Origin of the sequence: Streptomyces sp. NPDC041068, assembly GCF_040647455.1 — a bacterium.
Classification (GTDB): domain Bacteria; phylum Actinomycetota; class Actinomycetes; order Streptomycetales; family Streptomycetaceae; genus Streptomyces.
Genome location: NZ_JBEZCG010000023.1, coordinates 107,904 through 121,807, shown reverse-complemented (window position 1 = coordinate 121,807; position 13,904 = coordinate 107,904). Strand labels below are relative to the sequence as shown.

Below are 13,904 nucleotides of genomic sequence, written 5' to 3'. Positions count from 1 at the left end.
CGTTAGGCGTTAGGCGTTAGGCGTTAGGCGTTTGAGTCGTGCGGCTGGCGTCTGCCTCTTGCGGCGCAGCATCAGCCCGGGTGAGGGCGTGCCCCTGTCGAGCTCTGCGCGGAGCGTCAGCTGACGGCCGGTCGGCGGTCTGCCCAGGGCAGCGCGAGTTCGAGCGTGCGCGCCACCTGCAGCAGCAGGTCTTCCCGCCATGGCGCGGCGACGAGTTGGACGCCGACGGGCAGACCGGTGACGTCGTCGTGGTGGACGGGCAGCGAGATCGCCGGTTGGCCGGTCACGTTGAACAGTGAGGTGAACACGGCCAGCGGATAGCTGTTGCGTAGGGGTGTCATCGGGTCGTCCCCGCTGCCTGTGCGCCAGAAGCCGATGGACGGGGGCAGGCACGCCATGGTGGGTGTGACGAGGAGGTCGAAACTGCCGACGAATGCTTCGACGATGCGCCGCGACAGGCGCTGGGTGCGCTGCAGGGCCTGCGCATAGGCCCAGGAGTCGACGGCCCACGCCGCCTCGCGCTGGGCCCGGTTGTGCGGTTCGACGCGGTCCTGGTCGGCGAGCGGCATGCCTGCGGCGGCGACGTTCCAGATCGTCGTGAACGCCGTGATCAACTCGTCTGTCTGCGGCAGCGGCAGGGGTGCGTCCACCACGTGGTGGCCCGCGGCTTCGAGAGCCCGCAGCGTCGTGTCGACCGCCGCCAGGCACGCCGGGTCCATGCTCATCCCGGCGATCGGTGGGTCGACGAGCACCCCGATCCGCAGCTCCGTCGGCGGGGCTGTCGTGAGCGCGTCCGCGAAGGGGCGCTGCGGGGTCGGGGGTGACCACCACGCGGAGGGATCGTGGCGGGCGAGTACGTCCAGGGCGGCAGCCGAGTCGGCCACCGTGCGGGTGAGCACGCCGTCGGTGGCCATGCCCTCACAGGCGATAGTGGCGTCGGTCACCAGACCGCGGGTGGGTTTGAGCCCGACGAGACCGTTGCACGACGCCGGTATGCGGATCGAGCCGCCGCCGTCGGCCGCGTGCGCGATCGGCGCCATCCCGGACGCGACGGCGGCGCCCGCGCCGCTCGACGAACCGCCCGGCGAGCGGTCCGGGTCCCACGGGTTGCGGGAGATGCCAAGGGCCTCGCTCTCGGTGAACGGCAGGGAGCCGAACTCGGAGAGGGTGGTCTTGCCGAGCAGGACGAACCCCGCGTCGGTGAACCGGCGTACCACAGGGGCCGATGCGGTGGCCGGTGCCGGATCGGCGCCGGCGCTCCCGTAGGTCGTGGGCCAACCGGCCACGTCCAGGTAGTCCTTGACGGGAAGCGGGACACCGTGGAACGGCGGCAGGTCCTCGGGCGATGCGGCACGCACCACCGCGTCGGCTGCCGAGGCCGCGGCTTTGCGGACGTCGTGGTCGGCCCGGTGGCAGAAGGCGTTGAGCCGGGGGTCGAGTTCGTCCATTCGTCGCAGGTAGCCGTCGGCCACCTCGACCGGGCTCACCTCCTTGCGGCGTATGGCCGCGGCGAGTTCGACGGCCGAGGTGAACGGGTCGATCGAGAAGCGCGTCACAAGCAGTCCCTTCCGTTGCGGTAGCGGGATGCCAGTGTTGCCGCGCTCCAGTGACGGGTCTTGGAAAAATGTTCCGACGCGACGGCGGTTCCGACGCGTCGTGAAACTGCGGGAGTTGGCCCGTAGGATCGAACCATGGGATCAGCCGAGGCGGCTCGTGCGCCTGCCACCAGGTGGGACATCGCCACTCCGGCGCGGCCCGGCCGGCTGCCGGGGATCTCCCAGGCCGGATTCCGCGATCGCGCCACCGGCCCTCTCGACCTCCCTGTGATCCCGTATCCGGCCGTCACTCTGGCCATCGACTTGGGCAACGGCCTGATCGTCGACAATGTCCGAGGTCGGCAGCAGGGCGGCGGCGTCGTCTTGGGGCTCGCGCCCGGCGCCGTACGCGTACGCGGCCAGAACATCGACTGCTTGCAGATACGACTGTCACCAGTGATCGCGCACGCGGTACTGGGTACGTCCCTGGAGCCGGGCGGAGAGATCATCGCCCTCGACGCGCTCTGGGGCCGGGGCGCCACCCGAACCCTGGAGCAACTGCGTGCTGTCGCGTCTTGGGAAGAGCGGTTCGCCATCGCCGAGGCCGCGCTCGCCCGAAGATACGAGGCAGGCCGAGCGGTCGACCCGGAAGTCGCCTACGCCTGGCGGCAGATGGTCCTCGGCCGGGGGCAGGTCCGCGTCGAGCCGCTGGCCGCGGAGGTCGGCTGGAGCCGTAAGCGGCTCTGGGCACGTTTCCGATCCCAGATCGGCCTCACTCCCAAACGCGCCGCCCGGCTGATCCGCTTCGACCGCGCGGCCCACCGTCTCGCCGAGGGACACAGCCCCGGTTCGGTGGCGGCGGAGAGCGGCTACACCGACCAGTCCCACCTGCATCGGGACGTCATGACCTTCACCGGGGTGACGCCCACAGCCGTTTCGACCGCGCCGTGGCTCGCTGTCGACGACGTGGCATGGGCCGCCCTGGAACACGCCTCCAGGACCTGACGCACAGCAGCCCCGCCCCTTCTGGTGTCAGCACGTGACGCGTACGCATGTACAACATCCGCAGCCGCCACCGGCCGCCTCACGTGCCAGGGCTTCGTCACCCAACCCTGCCCACGGCACTACGAGAAGCGGTGGAACCTGCCCACCAACTCCCGAGCGAACAACCACAGGGCGCAGCCGGTCACCGCCCCGAGTCGGGCATCGCCTCAAAGGCTCTGTGCCCGCCCAGCCCTCCTTGTCTGTGCGGGGCGGTCTGTTGGTGCGGCCTCGGCTGTTGACGGGCGGCGGTGCCTATCTGCTCAACCGCGTTGGGGGAGCGTGAGTCGCGCGGGCACGCCTGGCCACGCGCCACAAAACCTCATCCCTGGCCGACATGTGTCGAGCAGCGGCTCATGGCGCGCATACGGGATGGTGTGGCTGGTCGGGCAGGTAGGTCGAGCGTTCCAGCCGGGTGAGGTCTCGGTGGACGGCTCGGCAGATCGTGCGGATGGATTCGGACGGCGTCGGCAAATCGACATCCCACAGCCGTACGGTCTTGTCGTAACTGCCGGTGGCCAGGGTCCGGCCGTTGGGGCTGAACGCCACCGCAGCGACGGTGTTTGCGTGGCCGGTGAGGGTGGTGCGTGTCTTGCCGGTGGCCGCGTCCCACAGCCGCACCGTCTGGTCGGTGCCGCCGGTGGCCAGGGTCTGGCCGTTCGGGCTGAACGCGAGTGCCTGTATGTCATCGGTGTGCCCGGTGAAGGCGGTGCGGGTCTTGCCTGTGGCGGTGTCCCACAGGCGCGCCGTCTTGTCCCAGCTGCCGCTGGCCAGGTTCCGGCTGCCGGGTTGGAAGGCCACCGCGGCGACCGTGTTGCCGTGGCCGGTTAGAGTGCTGCGCCGTTTGCCCGTACTCGTGTTCCACAGCCGCACCGTTCCGTCGGTGGTGCCGGTGGCCAGCGTCCGGCCGTCCGGGCCGAACGCCACCGTGGCGACTGGACGGTCATGTCTGAGGGGGCGGTGTGAGCGCCGGGTCGCGGTGTCCCACAGCCGCACGGTCTTGTCGTTGCCCGCGGTGGCCAGTGTCCGGCCGTCGGGGCTGAAGGCCACTGCATAGACGTCGTCGTGTCCGGTGAACTTGGCCTTCATCGTGCCCGATGCCACGTCCCACAGCCGTATCGACTTCTCGCCGCCGCCACTGGCCACGCTCCGCCCGTCCGGGCTGAACGCCACGGCGTAGACCGGCCCGGTGTGCCCGGTCAGCGTGGCTCGTGCTTTGCCGGTGCCGGCGTCCCAGAGCCGTACCGTCTTGTCCCAGCTGCCGGTGGCCAGGGTGTGGCCGTTGGGGCTGAACGCCACCGTGGCCACCTCCGCGGTGTGTCCGGCAAGCGTGGCCCGGGTCTTGCGGACCGTGGCGTCCCACAGCCGTACCGTCTTGTCCACGCTGCCGGTGGCCAGCGTCCGGCCGTTGGGACTGAACGCCATGCCGAAGATGGGAGCCGCGTGTCCGGCGAGGGTGGCGCGTCGCTTGCCCGAGGCCGTATCCCGCAGCTGTACGTGGGAGTAGTTGGCGATGGCCAGGGTCTGGCCGTCAGGGCTGAACTCGACCGCGAGGACGCCTTTTCGGTAGCCGGTGAGGGTGTCACGCGTCTTTCCGGTGGCCGCGTCCCACAGGCGTACCGTCTCGTCGTGGCTGCCAGTGGCCACGGTGCGCCCGTCCGGGCTGAACGCCACTGCGGCGACCGTGTCGGTGTGGCCGGTGAGGGTGGTGCGGGTCCGTCGTGATGCCACGTCCCACAGGCGGACGGTTTTGTCCTTGCTGCTCGTGGCCAGGGTCCGGCCGTCCGGGCTGAAGGCCACTGCGGATACCTCGGCGTCGTGGCCGGTGAGGGTGGCGCGTGGTTTGCCGGTGGCCGTGTCCCACAGACGCACCGTCTTGTCGATGCTGCCGGTGGCCACGGTGCGCCCGTCCGGGCTGAAGGCCACGGTGTAGACGCCCTTGGTGTGGCCGGTGAGAACGGCCCGGGTCTTGTGCGAGGCCGTGTCCCACAGGCGCAGCGTCTTGTCCTTGCTGCCGGTGGCCAAGGTCTGCCCGTCGGGGCTGAAGGCCAGCGTGGCGACCTCGTCGGTGTGACCGGTGAGGGTGGTACGTGGCGTGCCGGTGGCCGCATCGCGCAGCCGTACCGTTCTGTCGTCGCTGCCGGTGGCCAGGGTCTGCCCATCGGGGCTGAACGCCACCGCGTCGACGGGCTTGGTGTAACCGGTCAAGCGGTGTCGGAGAGGGAGGTCGGCAGCGGCGTAGAGACTGGTGGTGGCCGCTGGGGTGGGGTCGGTGCGGTAGGCCCGGACTGCCAGCAGCGCGGCCAGATCGGGATCGCTGTCGTGCAGCGCGCCGGACTGCGCGGCCAGTTGCCGGGACAGGGTCACCCGCTGCGCGGCCAGGGCCCGGTCGCGTTCCCGTTCGCTTCTGAGGCTCTGCTGCCAGGCGATGACTCCTGCGGTCACGGTGAGGGCAAGGAGCACCGACAGGGCCACGGTGAACCGGCGCAGCCGACGGGTGGTGCGTGCGGCCGCTCGCCGTTCCTGGTCCCGGGCGGTGAGGCTGGCGGTCAGGAAGGTGCTTTCCAGTTCGCTGAGCTCGTGGTGGCCGGGGAAGTGTTCCTCGGCGAGGGACAGACGGGTGCCGCGGTACAGGGCACCGGCGTCGCGGCCGAGTTCGGCCCACGCGGTGGCGGCCTCGGTGAGCCGTCGGTGTATGCGCAGGCGTTCGCGGTCCTCCTCTATCCAGCTGTGCAGCCGGGGCCAGGAGGTGATGACTGCCTCGTGGGCCAGGTCGACGGTGTCGTGGTCCAGCGTGATCAGGCGGGCGGCTGCCAGCTGGTCGAGCACTCGGTCGGTGGCAGTCGCGTTGCCGGGGCCGAGTTCGGTGCACGCGATGGGGCGGCGGGTGTCGGGGACGCCGTCACCGGGGGCGATCAGGCGGAGCAGGATGCGGCGGGTCAGATCGGCGTGGTCGGCGGGGAGTTGGGTGTAGAGGTCCTCGGCGGTACGGGCGAGCGCGCCGGTCACCCCGCCGGACGCCTCGTACGCCTGGACTGTCAGGGACCTGCCCTTGCGGCGGCGCCAGGTCTCCAGCAGCGCGTGGGACAGCAGGGGCAGGGCGCCGGGTTCGTCGGCGACCTCGTCGATGAGGCGGGCGGTCAGCGCGCGCTCCACGATCAGCCCCTGGGCGGCGGCGGGTTTGACGATCGCTTCGCGCAGTTCGGCGGGTGTCATCGGCCCGACGGGCAGGCTCGCCTCCTGGGCCGCGGCCGCCAGCTGTCCGTGTTCCAGAAAGCGTCCGTAGAAGTCGGCCCGGACGCCGAGGACCACGCGTAACCGGCCGGCCGGGTCCTGCGCGGCCAGCAGCTGCTCGATGAACTGCGCCCGCTCGCCGGGGTCGCGGCAGAGCGTGAAGACCTCCTCGAACTGGTCCACCACAACCAGCGTGTCCCCCTGGCCGTCCTTGGGCCGCAGAGCCGAGGCGTGAGCCTGGACCGGGTGCGCGCCGGGGGTGAGGATCCGGATGCCCGCCAGAGGCGCCTGCGGGGAGGTTCCCTGACGCAGGGCCGGGATGAGGCCGGCGCGCAGCAGGGAGGACTTGCCGCTGCCCGACGGGCCCACGATCGCGGTGAAGCGGTGCTCACCGACCAAGCGCACGAGCGTGTTTGTCAGTTGGCTGCGGCCGAAGAAGAGGGCTCGATCACCCGGTTCGTACCGGGCCAGGCCCCGGTAGGGGGGCTCGGCCGTCTCGTCCCCCTCCGGCGGCAGGGCGGCTTCTTCTTGCGCGGCCTCGCGCCAACGGCGCTCCCATTCTTCAGGGTCCCCTCCGCATGCCCCGGCATACGCCAGCGCGACGGGCAGGGACGGCAGCTTCTCCCCCGCCACCGCATAGGCCAGGGCCGTAACGGAATACTCCGCGCTCTGCGCCATCGCCCGATACGTCGGCGCCCCCGCCTCCTGACGCAACTTGCGCAGCTCGAACGCGAACCGCTGCACCGGACCTTCCGCCGGGTCCACCGGCTTCTCACGACGTCCCACCCAGACCTCCCCCGTTCATCCCCCGAGGAGCCACCTCAACACGGCGCCATGGGCGCCCGAAAGCCAGTCACCAGCCAACCCGCACGTCTCCAGGGCCACTGCAGCTTTTGTCCCGCGGCACGAAACAGGGCTGCGGGACAACGCCACAGCCACTGAAATCCCTGGAGCAAGCCCGAACACGCCACCGCCGACGGGGGTGGTGCGGTCCCGATCGGTACCGCGCCTACAGGCGGTCCGGCGCTGTACCGGAACGTGACGAAGATCAAGAGGAGGAGCATCATGCGCGTGCGACGTGCGCTGGTAGGCGCGGCTCTAGGGGGCGCGCTCGCCCTGGGGGGAACGGTTTCGACGGCCCAGGCGGCCGAGCCGGCGTCGGCGTCGGCGTCGGCGTCGGCGTCGGCGTCGGCGTCGGCAGCAAAGGTCTCGTCCGGCGAGAACGTCGAGATCATGGCAGGCTGGCACTTCTACCGTGCCTACTGGACCAAGGCGGCATGCCTCACAGAGGGCGACGCTCTCGGTGGCACCTACAAGTGCCAATACCAGCGTGGCAACGACGGCAGGATGAAGTGGTTCCTGTACCGCTGGTACTAAGAAGCCCACCGGCGATGCCGGCGAGGTAGAGGTTCTCGCCCTGGCCCGTCCCGGACGCTGTCGGTGAGCGCGTCCGGGCCCCAGGGCAGAACGCCCTGCCGCCGACACCAACGCGGGCCCGCAGCCAGACTGCTGCGGGCCCGCTACGCCTTTCCTCGGCAGCGAGACCGGCGTGCCACCCGCCAGGTCAGCGTCACGTGAGCATCCGGCAGGCCTCGGAAACGGAACCGGACGCAGCCACCGCGTGCACGAAACAATCCCCACGGCACCGGCATCGTCCGCCCCTGCGTGGCGTGACATCGGTGTGTGCCGTCGTCGACCGGCGCACGCCTCCACACGAACCGGGGGCCGGGGGCCGGGGGCAGAACAGCACGGAGCGTTTCAGCCACGAGGATTCATTCCGCTGCGAGAAGCTGGCCGACCGTTTCTTTTTGAAGCTGCCGGGTTCGACATCCCCGGCCCGTCATGGAGGATGACGGCTCCTCACTGCCAGCGGCACCGCGCAGCACACGCACCGAGGGGCGCGACAAGGGCGGCCGCACGGCCGGCGAGGTGTCCCGGACCCAAACGCAGCTCCCCAACGGCTCGTTCAGCTGCTACAGCTTCTTGTTCGAGCGCATGTCGCAGTACTTCCAGTTGGATGCTTGGCGCTCGGGGACAGTGCAGTGGGCAAGTCGGTGCTTGCCGGTGTTGGAGTTGTACCCGTGTATGTCGACGACTCCCTTGAACCAATAACCGGCAACCCCTCGGTACTCCTTGCCGGGCACCTTGAACCTGGGCGTGCAGTCGAAGTGGCCCTTGTGGTTGGTGCCGCAGACGGAGATCTGGTCCGAGTAGTACGTGGAGACCTTCACCTGCTGGCCGTTGGTTCCCGCGCTGGCTGTCCCGGCGCTGCCCACGACGGCCATGGTCGTGGCTGCCGCCGTTGCGGCTATGGAAAGAATGCGGGCAAAACGCATCGTCTTCTCTTTCTGCTCTTGTGGCCGGACCCCAAGGCCTGGCGAGGGACCGGTCCAGCTACCGAAGGACGACCGGGAGCTGACAGACACCGACCCCTGTTGTCTGCGGATAGCGAGCAGAGTCTGCCACGTTGTTGATCACCGAGGCCGACGTGCCCCGTGCCGACCTGTGGGCACGGGGCGCCACAGCTGAGTGTGAGGCGGCCGCCACCTGCTCGGCTGGCGCACCTGAGACCAGTCCTGAGCCGAGGGGGCAGCTGCGGGTGGAAGAGGACGGCCACGCAACCTGGGATGGGTGCGGCTCTTCTGAAGGGACTTGTTGAGTCGGGACGGTGTAGGGCCGACGACGTGTTCGTTGATCGAGGAGCTGGAGTAATAGGGAGCTGGTGCCCACCGGGGTGGAGGGGCTGCGTCGTTCAAGTCTGGAGCCATGTCGCGGCTGGGGTGAGCGCATCCCGTGCGGGCACGATCTCGTCCGGCCGGATAGGAGCGTCGCCGTACACACGCCCCAGCCGGTCGGCCTCTCGGACCGCGGTGAGCACGAGCATCACACCGTCACTCAGCTCGATTGCGGCGTTGCCGGTCGCTAGCCCGGCGGTCGGCTCTCCGAAGGTTCGTACGTTGTCCTTTCCCAGGAAAGCGATGAGTGTGGCCTCGGCGGCGCTCATCGTTTTGCCGTCGATGAGCACTGCCACGCGTGCTTGCGGGACTGCGAGCTGGTACGGATTGGGCACCGGCGACATCGCTTCCTCGTCGTGGTAGACGATGCCGTCGCGCAGATACCATCGACCCGTTGTCTTCCCGTCCCCATCCACGAAGGAGCCAAGCGGCCCGTCCCCGAGCAATGGTGCGAGCACGGTCATCATGGGGTACATGTTGCCGCCGGTGTTGCCGCGAAGGTCGATGACCCAGCCATCTGGCCGGCGTGCGTCCAGCTCTCGTACGCGCGCGGCTCCCGTGTCCACGTAGCGCCGGTCGGCCTCATCGGTTCCCGTCGCTTCGGGGACGACGACCAGCGGGTGGTGCCCGTCGACCAGCCGCCCGCTCGGCATGGGGGCCGCAGTCATTGCTTCCTCGCTGAACGCTGTGGCCACATCATCCGGTGTGAGGAAGAACGTGTGGGGGTCGTCCAGAGCGGTGATCGCCTTGCGGATCTGGCCGTAGGTATCTGATGGGGATGTCGCGTCCGCGGTGGCCTCGTACGCTTCCCGCTGAAACTGTTCCCAGTCCACTTTCCGACGGTTGAGGGCGTTCTCCTGGATCAGGTTGAGAACCCCGGATAAGTAGTCTTGCGCGGTCTCTCGCATCTTCTCTTTCCTGGTCGGGGGCTGGGTGGAGGCGTTGGTGTGCGCGGGCGAGGTGATAGCGCCAGTAGGCGTCGAGGTCACCGTTTCCGATCAATGCGCGGAGCTTGAGGACGGATTCGGCACCGGGCAAGCCCCAGCGGGCGCCGGTGATGTCGAGGCGGTCGCCGATGAGGTGGCGGCAGGCGCCCTCGACGGCTCCGGTGGCGATCGGCCAGCCTGCGGTCAGGGCGATGTCGTAGCGGAGTTGGTCGGGGTGGCCGTTCAGGTAGCGGCTGCAGGCGTCAACCGCTTCCCGTCGGCCAGTCGTCAGGCCGGCCCGGTCAGCCTGGAGGGTCATCTCCTTGGCGGCGCGGTCGGCTTGGCCGGCGAGGATCGTGGTCAGATGGTGTGCGACCCAGGCGTCGGCCTCGGTGGTGCCGGGTTTGTGGAAGGCGTGCGCGGCGGTCCAGACGTACTCGGTGACGTGCACGAAGTCGAGGATCACGTTGATCGCGTGACCGCGGCGGGCGGCTTCCTGTTGGACCAGGTCGAGTTGATGACGGGCACCGTCGACCAGGACGATCCAGGAACGATGATGGGCAGGATCGCGGGCTTCGGCCTGTTCGAAGACATCGGCTATGACCTTTGCGGGAGGGCGAACGAGGGAGGCAGTGCGCCACTTTCGCTCGGCGGTTGGACCCGGACGCGGTGCACGCAGCATGCTGCGGCCGCCGGACGGGTGGATCACATCGTGCGGCCGTCTGGGCGACGCAATGGCGTCGAAGACGCAGGCCACGGTGGCCATCCGCTTGCGGTTGGGCTTCTCGCCCGGTGACAGTCTGCTGCGGTGCCCCTGGGCGGAGGCGAGTCGTGCCTTCTGGGCGGCGGGCCGCAGGGCCTCGGGCCGCATGACCACGCCCTTGCCGTCGACCTGAAGAACCAGCAGGACGTCCCGGCTGGAAGGCAGCGGTACGTGCTGTCGGTAGAAGTCGTCGATGTCCTGCGCGGCTGCGGCCTCGAGCCGTTCGAGACACCGTTTGCCCAGCACCCTGCCGCAGCGTTGCGCGATCGACTCCTGGACCTGGTCGAACGAGCCTCGTACCGCCTCCTGGACTGCGAGCCGTCGCAGCCCCATCGAGTGCCGACCCGCGGGCAGCGACAACGCCGCATCGGCCGGGTGGACGTTGGACAGGCCAGGACCGCGATGGGCCACACGTTCCACCCGCACCAGGCCGAACAAACAGGCCAGCCAGCGAGTATGGCCCGTCTCGCGCCACGGGCGCGGACGCCCTTCCGGGCCGATGACCGGCGGATGTGTGCCGGCCCGTACGGCCTCTTCCTCCCGGCGGGCCCGCAGGTCCAAGTGGTCCTGCGGAAGCTGCCGCAGCAGCATCCGTCCCGCCTCGTCCAGATGCTCCTCAAGCTCAGCGTGGGTCCACACGGCCGCCATCTGGCCTGACAAGGTGCGTGTCAGCGACTCGAAGGCGTTGATCGAGCGGGCAAACGGGTCAGCACTCACGTGCGCGTCATACGGTGTCATCTCCGGGGCTCTTCTCGGGCTGCATCGATTGGGTCGCACCTTCGAATGTAGTGAGAAGAGCCCCTCTCCTACGAGGAGTTGAAGGATCCGTCTGCCCGGTGGTGGGCCACAGTGAACAGCCCCGGATCGTCCTCCTCCAGCCAGCCCCTGGCCACCAGCCGCTTGAGCTTCGCGCGCACGGTCTCGATCTTCCCGACCTCGGCAGGGAGCCCGATCCTCGGCACGACCTGCTTGGCTCGCACTGGCCCATGAGCATCCTGGACCACCTCGATGATGTCGCGATACGCCCGCGGCAGCTTCTCCACTCCCATGCCCGGCTGCCAGTTGGGCACGGTCAACACCCCCACCACCCGACGCTCCACACCCGAGTACGGAGACACCGTCTCCTCACCCACCGCGGCGTCCCCAAAACATCATCGGCATCCGCCGTCTTGGCTGGGTCCTCCGACATCTCGGCCATCACCTCGGCCACGGTCTCCCGGGCAATCCGCAACCGCTCCAGAAGCTGCCTGGCGTTGTCCAGCCTGTCGGCCAGCTCGGCCAGCTCGGCCAGCTCGATCTCAAGCTCCTTCACCCGGTCGTGGGCGGCAGCCTCCCGGGCCTCCAACTCCTCGAATAATGAACCCATCGGGCACCCCTTCTCCACCACCAAGGTAGAGACGGGCCACTCCGTACACCCCCCGACCGGCATTACCCCAGCTCAGCCATCCCTTGAAAGGAACCGCACCCACCTGGGATGGCCCTCCCCCATCTGGTCCGCGCCGCGGGAGTTCTGCTTGCGCAGGATGTCGGGGATCCAGGGGTGCGCGACGATGTCGTGGAGGCCGCCCTTGTGGAGCAATGCTCAATACCTGTGGATCAGCCCTGACGGAAGGAGGCGTACCTTCCCGATGGATCGATCGATAGGTCATCGGGCAAGGCCGACGTCGCCGCGTCGGTCGGGAAGGCACGCCCATGCTTACGGTAGTCAACGAGGACAGCACCACGCCAAGCAGCGGTTCGCTGCTTGATGAGATTGTCCGGGAAGGCGCACGGCGGATGCTGGCCGCCGTGCTGGAGGCCGAAGTCAACGCTTATATCGCCGAGTTGGCCGATGGGCGCGACGACAAGGGGCGCCGCCAGGTGGTCCGCAACGGCTACCACCAGCCCCGGCAGGTCACCACCGCGGCCGGAGCGGTCGAGGTGAAGGCGCCGCGGGTGAACGACAAGCGCGTTAACCAGGCCACCGGCGAGCGCAAGCGGTTCTCCTCCGCGATCCTGCCGCCGTGGTGCCGCAAGTCCCCGAAGATCATCGAGGTGCTGCCCCTGCTCTACCTGTACGGCCTGTCCTCCGGCGACTTCGTGCCCGCACTTGAGCAGTTCCTCGGCTCCTCCGCCGGTCTCTCCCCGGCGACGGTCACCCGGCTGACCCAGCAGTGGCAGGCCGACCACGCCGCCTTCATGGACCGCGACCTCGCCGAGGTCGACTACGTGTACGTGTGGGCCGACGGCATCCACCTCAACATCCGCCTGGAGGAGGCCAAAGCCTGCGTCCTGGTGCTCATCGGGGTGCGCGCCGACGGCTCCAAGGAACTGGTCGCCCTCAAGGACGGCTACCGCGAATCCGGCGAGTCCTGGGCGGACCTGATGCGCGACTGCGCCCGCCGGGGCATGCGCGCCCCGGTCCTCGCGGTCGGCGACGGTGCCCTAGGCTTCTGGAAGGCCCTGGCCGAGGTGTTTCCCGAAACCCGCGAGCAGAGGTGCTGGGTTCACAAAACCGCAAACGTCCTCGACTCCCTGCCGAAGTCCGCGCAGCCCGGCGCGAAGAAGGCCATCCAGGACATCTACAACGCCGAAGACCGCGACCACGCCAAGGCGGCGGTCAAGACGTTCACCCAGCTCTACGGCGCGAAGTTCCCCAAGGCCGTCAAGAAGATCACCGACGACGAGGCTGAGCTACTGGCCTTCTATGACTTCCCCGCCCAACACTGGATCCATCTGCGGACGACCAACCCGATCGAGTCCACGTTCGCCACCGTCCGGCTGCGGACCAAGGTCACCCGTGGCGCCGGCTCCCGCACTGCAGCCCTGACGATGGTCTTCAAGCTTGTTGAGTCCACCCAGGCCCGGTGGCGGGCCGTGAACGCGCCCCACCTCGTCGCCCGCGTCCGCGCCGGAGCCCGCTTCGAACGCGGCCACCTCGTCGAACGTCCCGAAGCCCGCGCGGCATGAGCGATCGCAACCGATCCGCAGAACGCCACCCATGGATCCGGGTCACGGACGCGGGAAGCGGGCGCGCGGGGCGTCGATGCAGGTGTCCCGGGACGTGGGTCCGCCGAACCGAAGACGGTCGTAGGCCGTGAACGCCGGTTCCAGCGTGTCGAGTTCGTCGACCAGTGCGTGCAGCCGCTCAGACCACCGTGCTGAACCGGCATCCGGCTCGTTCGCTGCGGCGCTGATCGCGGTCGTCAGGTAATCTTTGCGCTGAATGGCGGCCGGGGTCACCGAGTGCAGGCACACGTACTGTCCGCTGAGATACGCATTCCACTCCGCCTTCCCGGTGATCGGGTCGGCCCAGTGAGCGGTGAACCACGCTTCGAGCAGCTCTACGCCGCCAGCTTCGTCGGCGAGAGCGAACAGGTCGGCTGGCACCATCTCGGCACCGTCGGAGCGCAGATATCCCGGAAGCGGCAGATGCTGCCCCAGCATCAGCCGGCGGACCGCATCGGCATCGCGGCCATGAATTGCGCACAGTTCCTCCAGGGCAACGAACTGCGCGCTGACGTATGCGTCATCGGTATCGGTCATCGGATGGTCGCCGTTGACTTCGCGGAATCGCTCGGCGAGCTGCTGCTTCAGATCTGTCTCCGACATCGGGTCGCCTCCGGCGTTTACCAGCGCGGGCATCTCCCGCACAGGACTCGGCACGCTACCGGCCGGACGGTTCGGCACT

The 13,904-nt window shown here is 69.1% G+C and carries 10 protein-coding genes and 1 pseudogene; 3 read left to right on the top strand and 8 right to left on the bottom strand.

Annotated features, from left to right (window positions below; genetic code table 11):
- Positions 1 to 116 precede the first annotated feature (116 nt).
- Positions 117 to 1,556 (bottom strand): amidase, encoded by a 1,440-nt coding sequence (locus AB0B50_RS38960; RefSeq protein ID WP_362340890.1) that lies wholly within the window; start codon positions 1,554 to 1,556, stop codon positions 117 to 119.
- Positions 1,557 to 1,691: 135 nt separating this feature from the next.
- Here AB0B50_RS38960 and AB0B50_RS38955 point away from each other — a divergent pair, with 135 nt between their 5' ends.
- Complete coding sequence (locus AB0B50_RS38955; protein ID WP_362340887.1) at positions 1,692 to 2,540, top strand: helix-turn-helix domain-containing protein; 849 nt, start codon at positions 1,692 to 1,694, stop codon at positions 2,538 to 2,540.
- Between the two features lie 390 nt (positions 2,541 to 2,930).
- On the opposite strand, the gene AB0B50_RS38950 is transcribed toward AB0B50_RS38955, so the two are convergent.
- Positions 2,931 to 6,596, bottom strand: coding sequence for a hypothetical protein (locus tag AB0B50_RS38950; RefSeq protein WP_362340885.1), 3,666 nt, complete (start codon positions 6,594 to 6,596; stop codon positions 2,931 to 2,933).
- A gap of 252 nt (positions 6,597 to 6,848) precedes the next feature.
- Here AB0B50_RS38950 and AB0B50_RS38945 point away from each other — a divergent pair, with 252 nt between their 5' ends.
- On the top strand, positions 6,849 to 7,187 hold the full coding sequence (locus AB0B50_RS38945; RefSeq protein WP_362340882.1) for a hypothetical protein: 339 nt from the start codon (positions 6,849 to 6,851) through the stop codon (positions 7,185 to 7,187).
- A gap of 596 nt (positions 7,188 to 7,783) precedes the next feature.
- Here the strand turns inward: AB0B50_RS38945 and AB0B50_RS38940 are convergent.
- The 5 genes and pseudogenes from AB0B50_RS38940 to AB0B50_RS38920 form a co-directional block, all read right to left on the bottom strand.
- Complete coding sequence (locus AB0B50_RS38940; RefSeq protein ID WP_362340881.1) at positions 7,784 to 8,146, bottom strand: hypothetical protein; 363 nt, start codon at positions 8,144 to 8,146, stop codon at positions 7,784 to 7,786.
- Between the two features lie 416 nt (positions 8,147 to 8,562).
- On the bottom strand, positions 8,563 to 9,240 hold the full coding sequence (locus AB0B50_RS38935; protein ID WP_362340878.1) for a S41 family peptidase: 678 nt from the start codon (positions 9,238 to 9,240) through the stop codon (positions 8,563 to 8,565).
- Positions 9,241 to 9,460: 220 nt separating this feature from the next.
- A pseudogene (locus AB0B50_RS38930) lies at positions 9,461 to 10,972 on the bottom strand (ISKra4 family transposase); the annotation flags it as partial.
- A 68-nt stretch (positions 10,973 to 11,040) separates the two neighbouring features.
- Positions 11,041 to 11,304, bottom strand: a complete 264-nt coding sequence (locus AB0B50_RS38925; protein ID WP_362340875.1) for a hypothetical protein — start codon at positions 11,302 to 11,304, stop codon at positions 11,041 to 11,043.
- A gap of 2 nt (positions 11,305 to 11,306) precedes the next feature.
- A complete protein-coding gene (locus AB0B50_RS38920; RefSeq protein ID WP_362340872.1) occupies positions 11,307 to 11,624 on the bottom strand; it encodes a hypothetical protein in 318 nt (105 codons plus the stop codon).
- Positions 11,625 to 11,926: 302 nt separating this feature from the next.
- On the opposite strand from AB0B50_RS38920, the gene AB0B50_RS38915 reads away from it, so the two are divergent.
- Positions 11,927 to 13,183 carry an IS256 family transposase gene (locus tag AB0B50_RS38915; RefSeq protein ID WP_362340869.1) on the top strand — a complete coding sequence of 419 codons (1,257 nt, stop codon included), beginning with the start codon at positions 11,927 to 11,929 and terminating at the stop codon, positions 13,181 to 13,183.
- Positions 13,184 to 13,225: 42 nt separating this feature from the next.
- Here AB0B50_RS38915 and AB0B50_RS38910 read toward each other — a convergent pair whose 3' ends face one another.
- Positions 13,226 to 13,825, bottom strand: coding sequence for a DUF6058 family natural product biosynthesis protein (locus AB0B50_RS38910; RefSeq protein WP_062751688.1), 600 nt, complete (start codon positions 13,823 to 13,825; stop codon positions 13,226 to 13,228).
- Between the last annotated feature and the right edge of the window lie 79 nt (positions 13,826 to 13,904).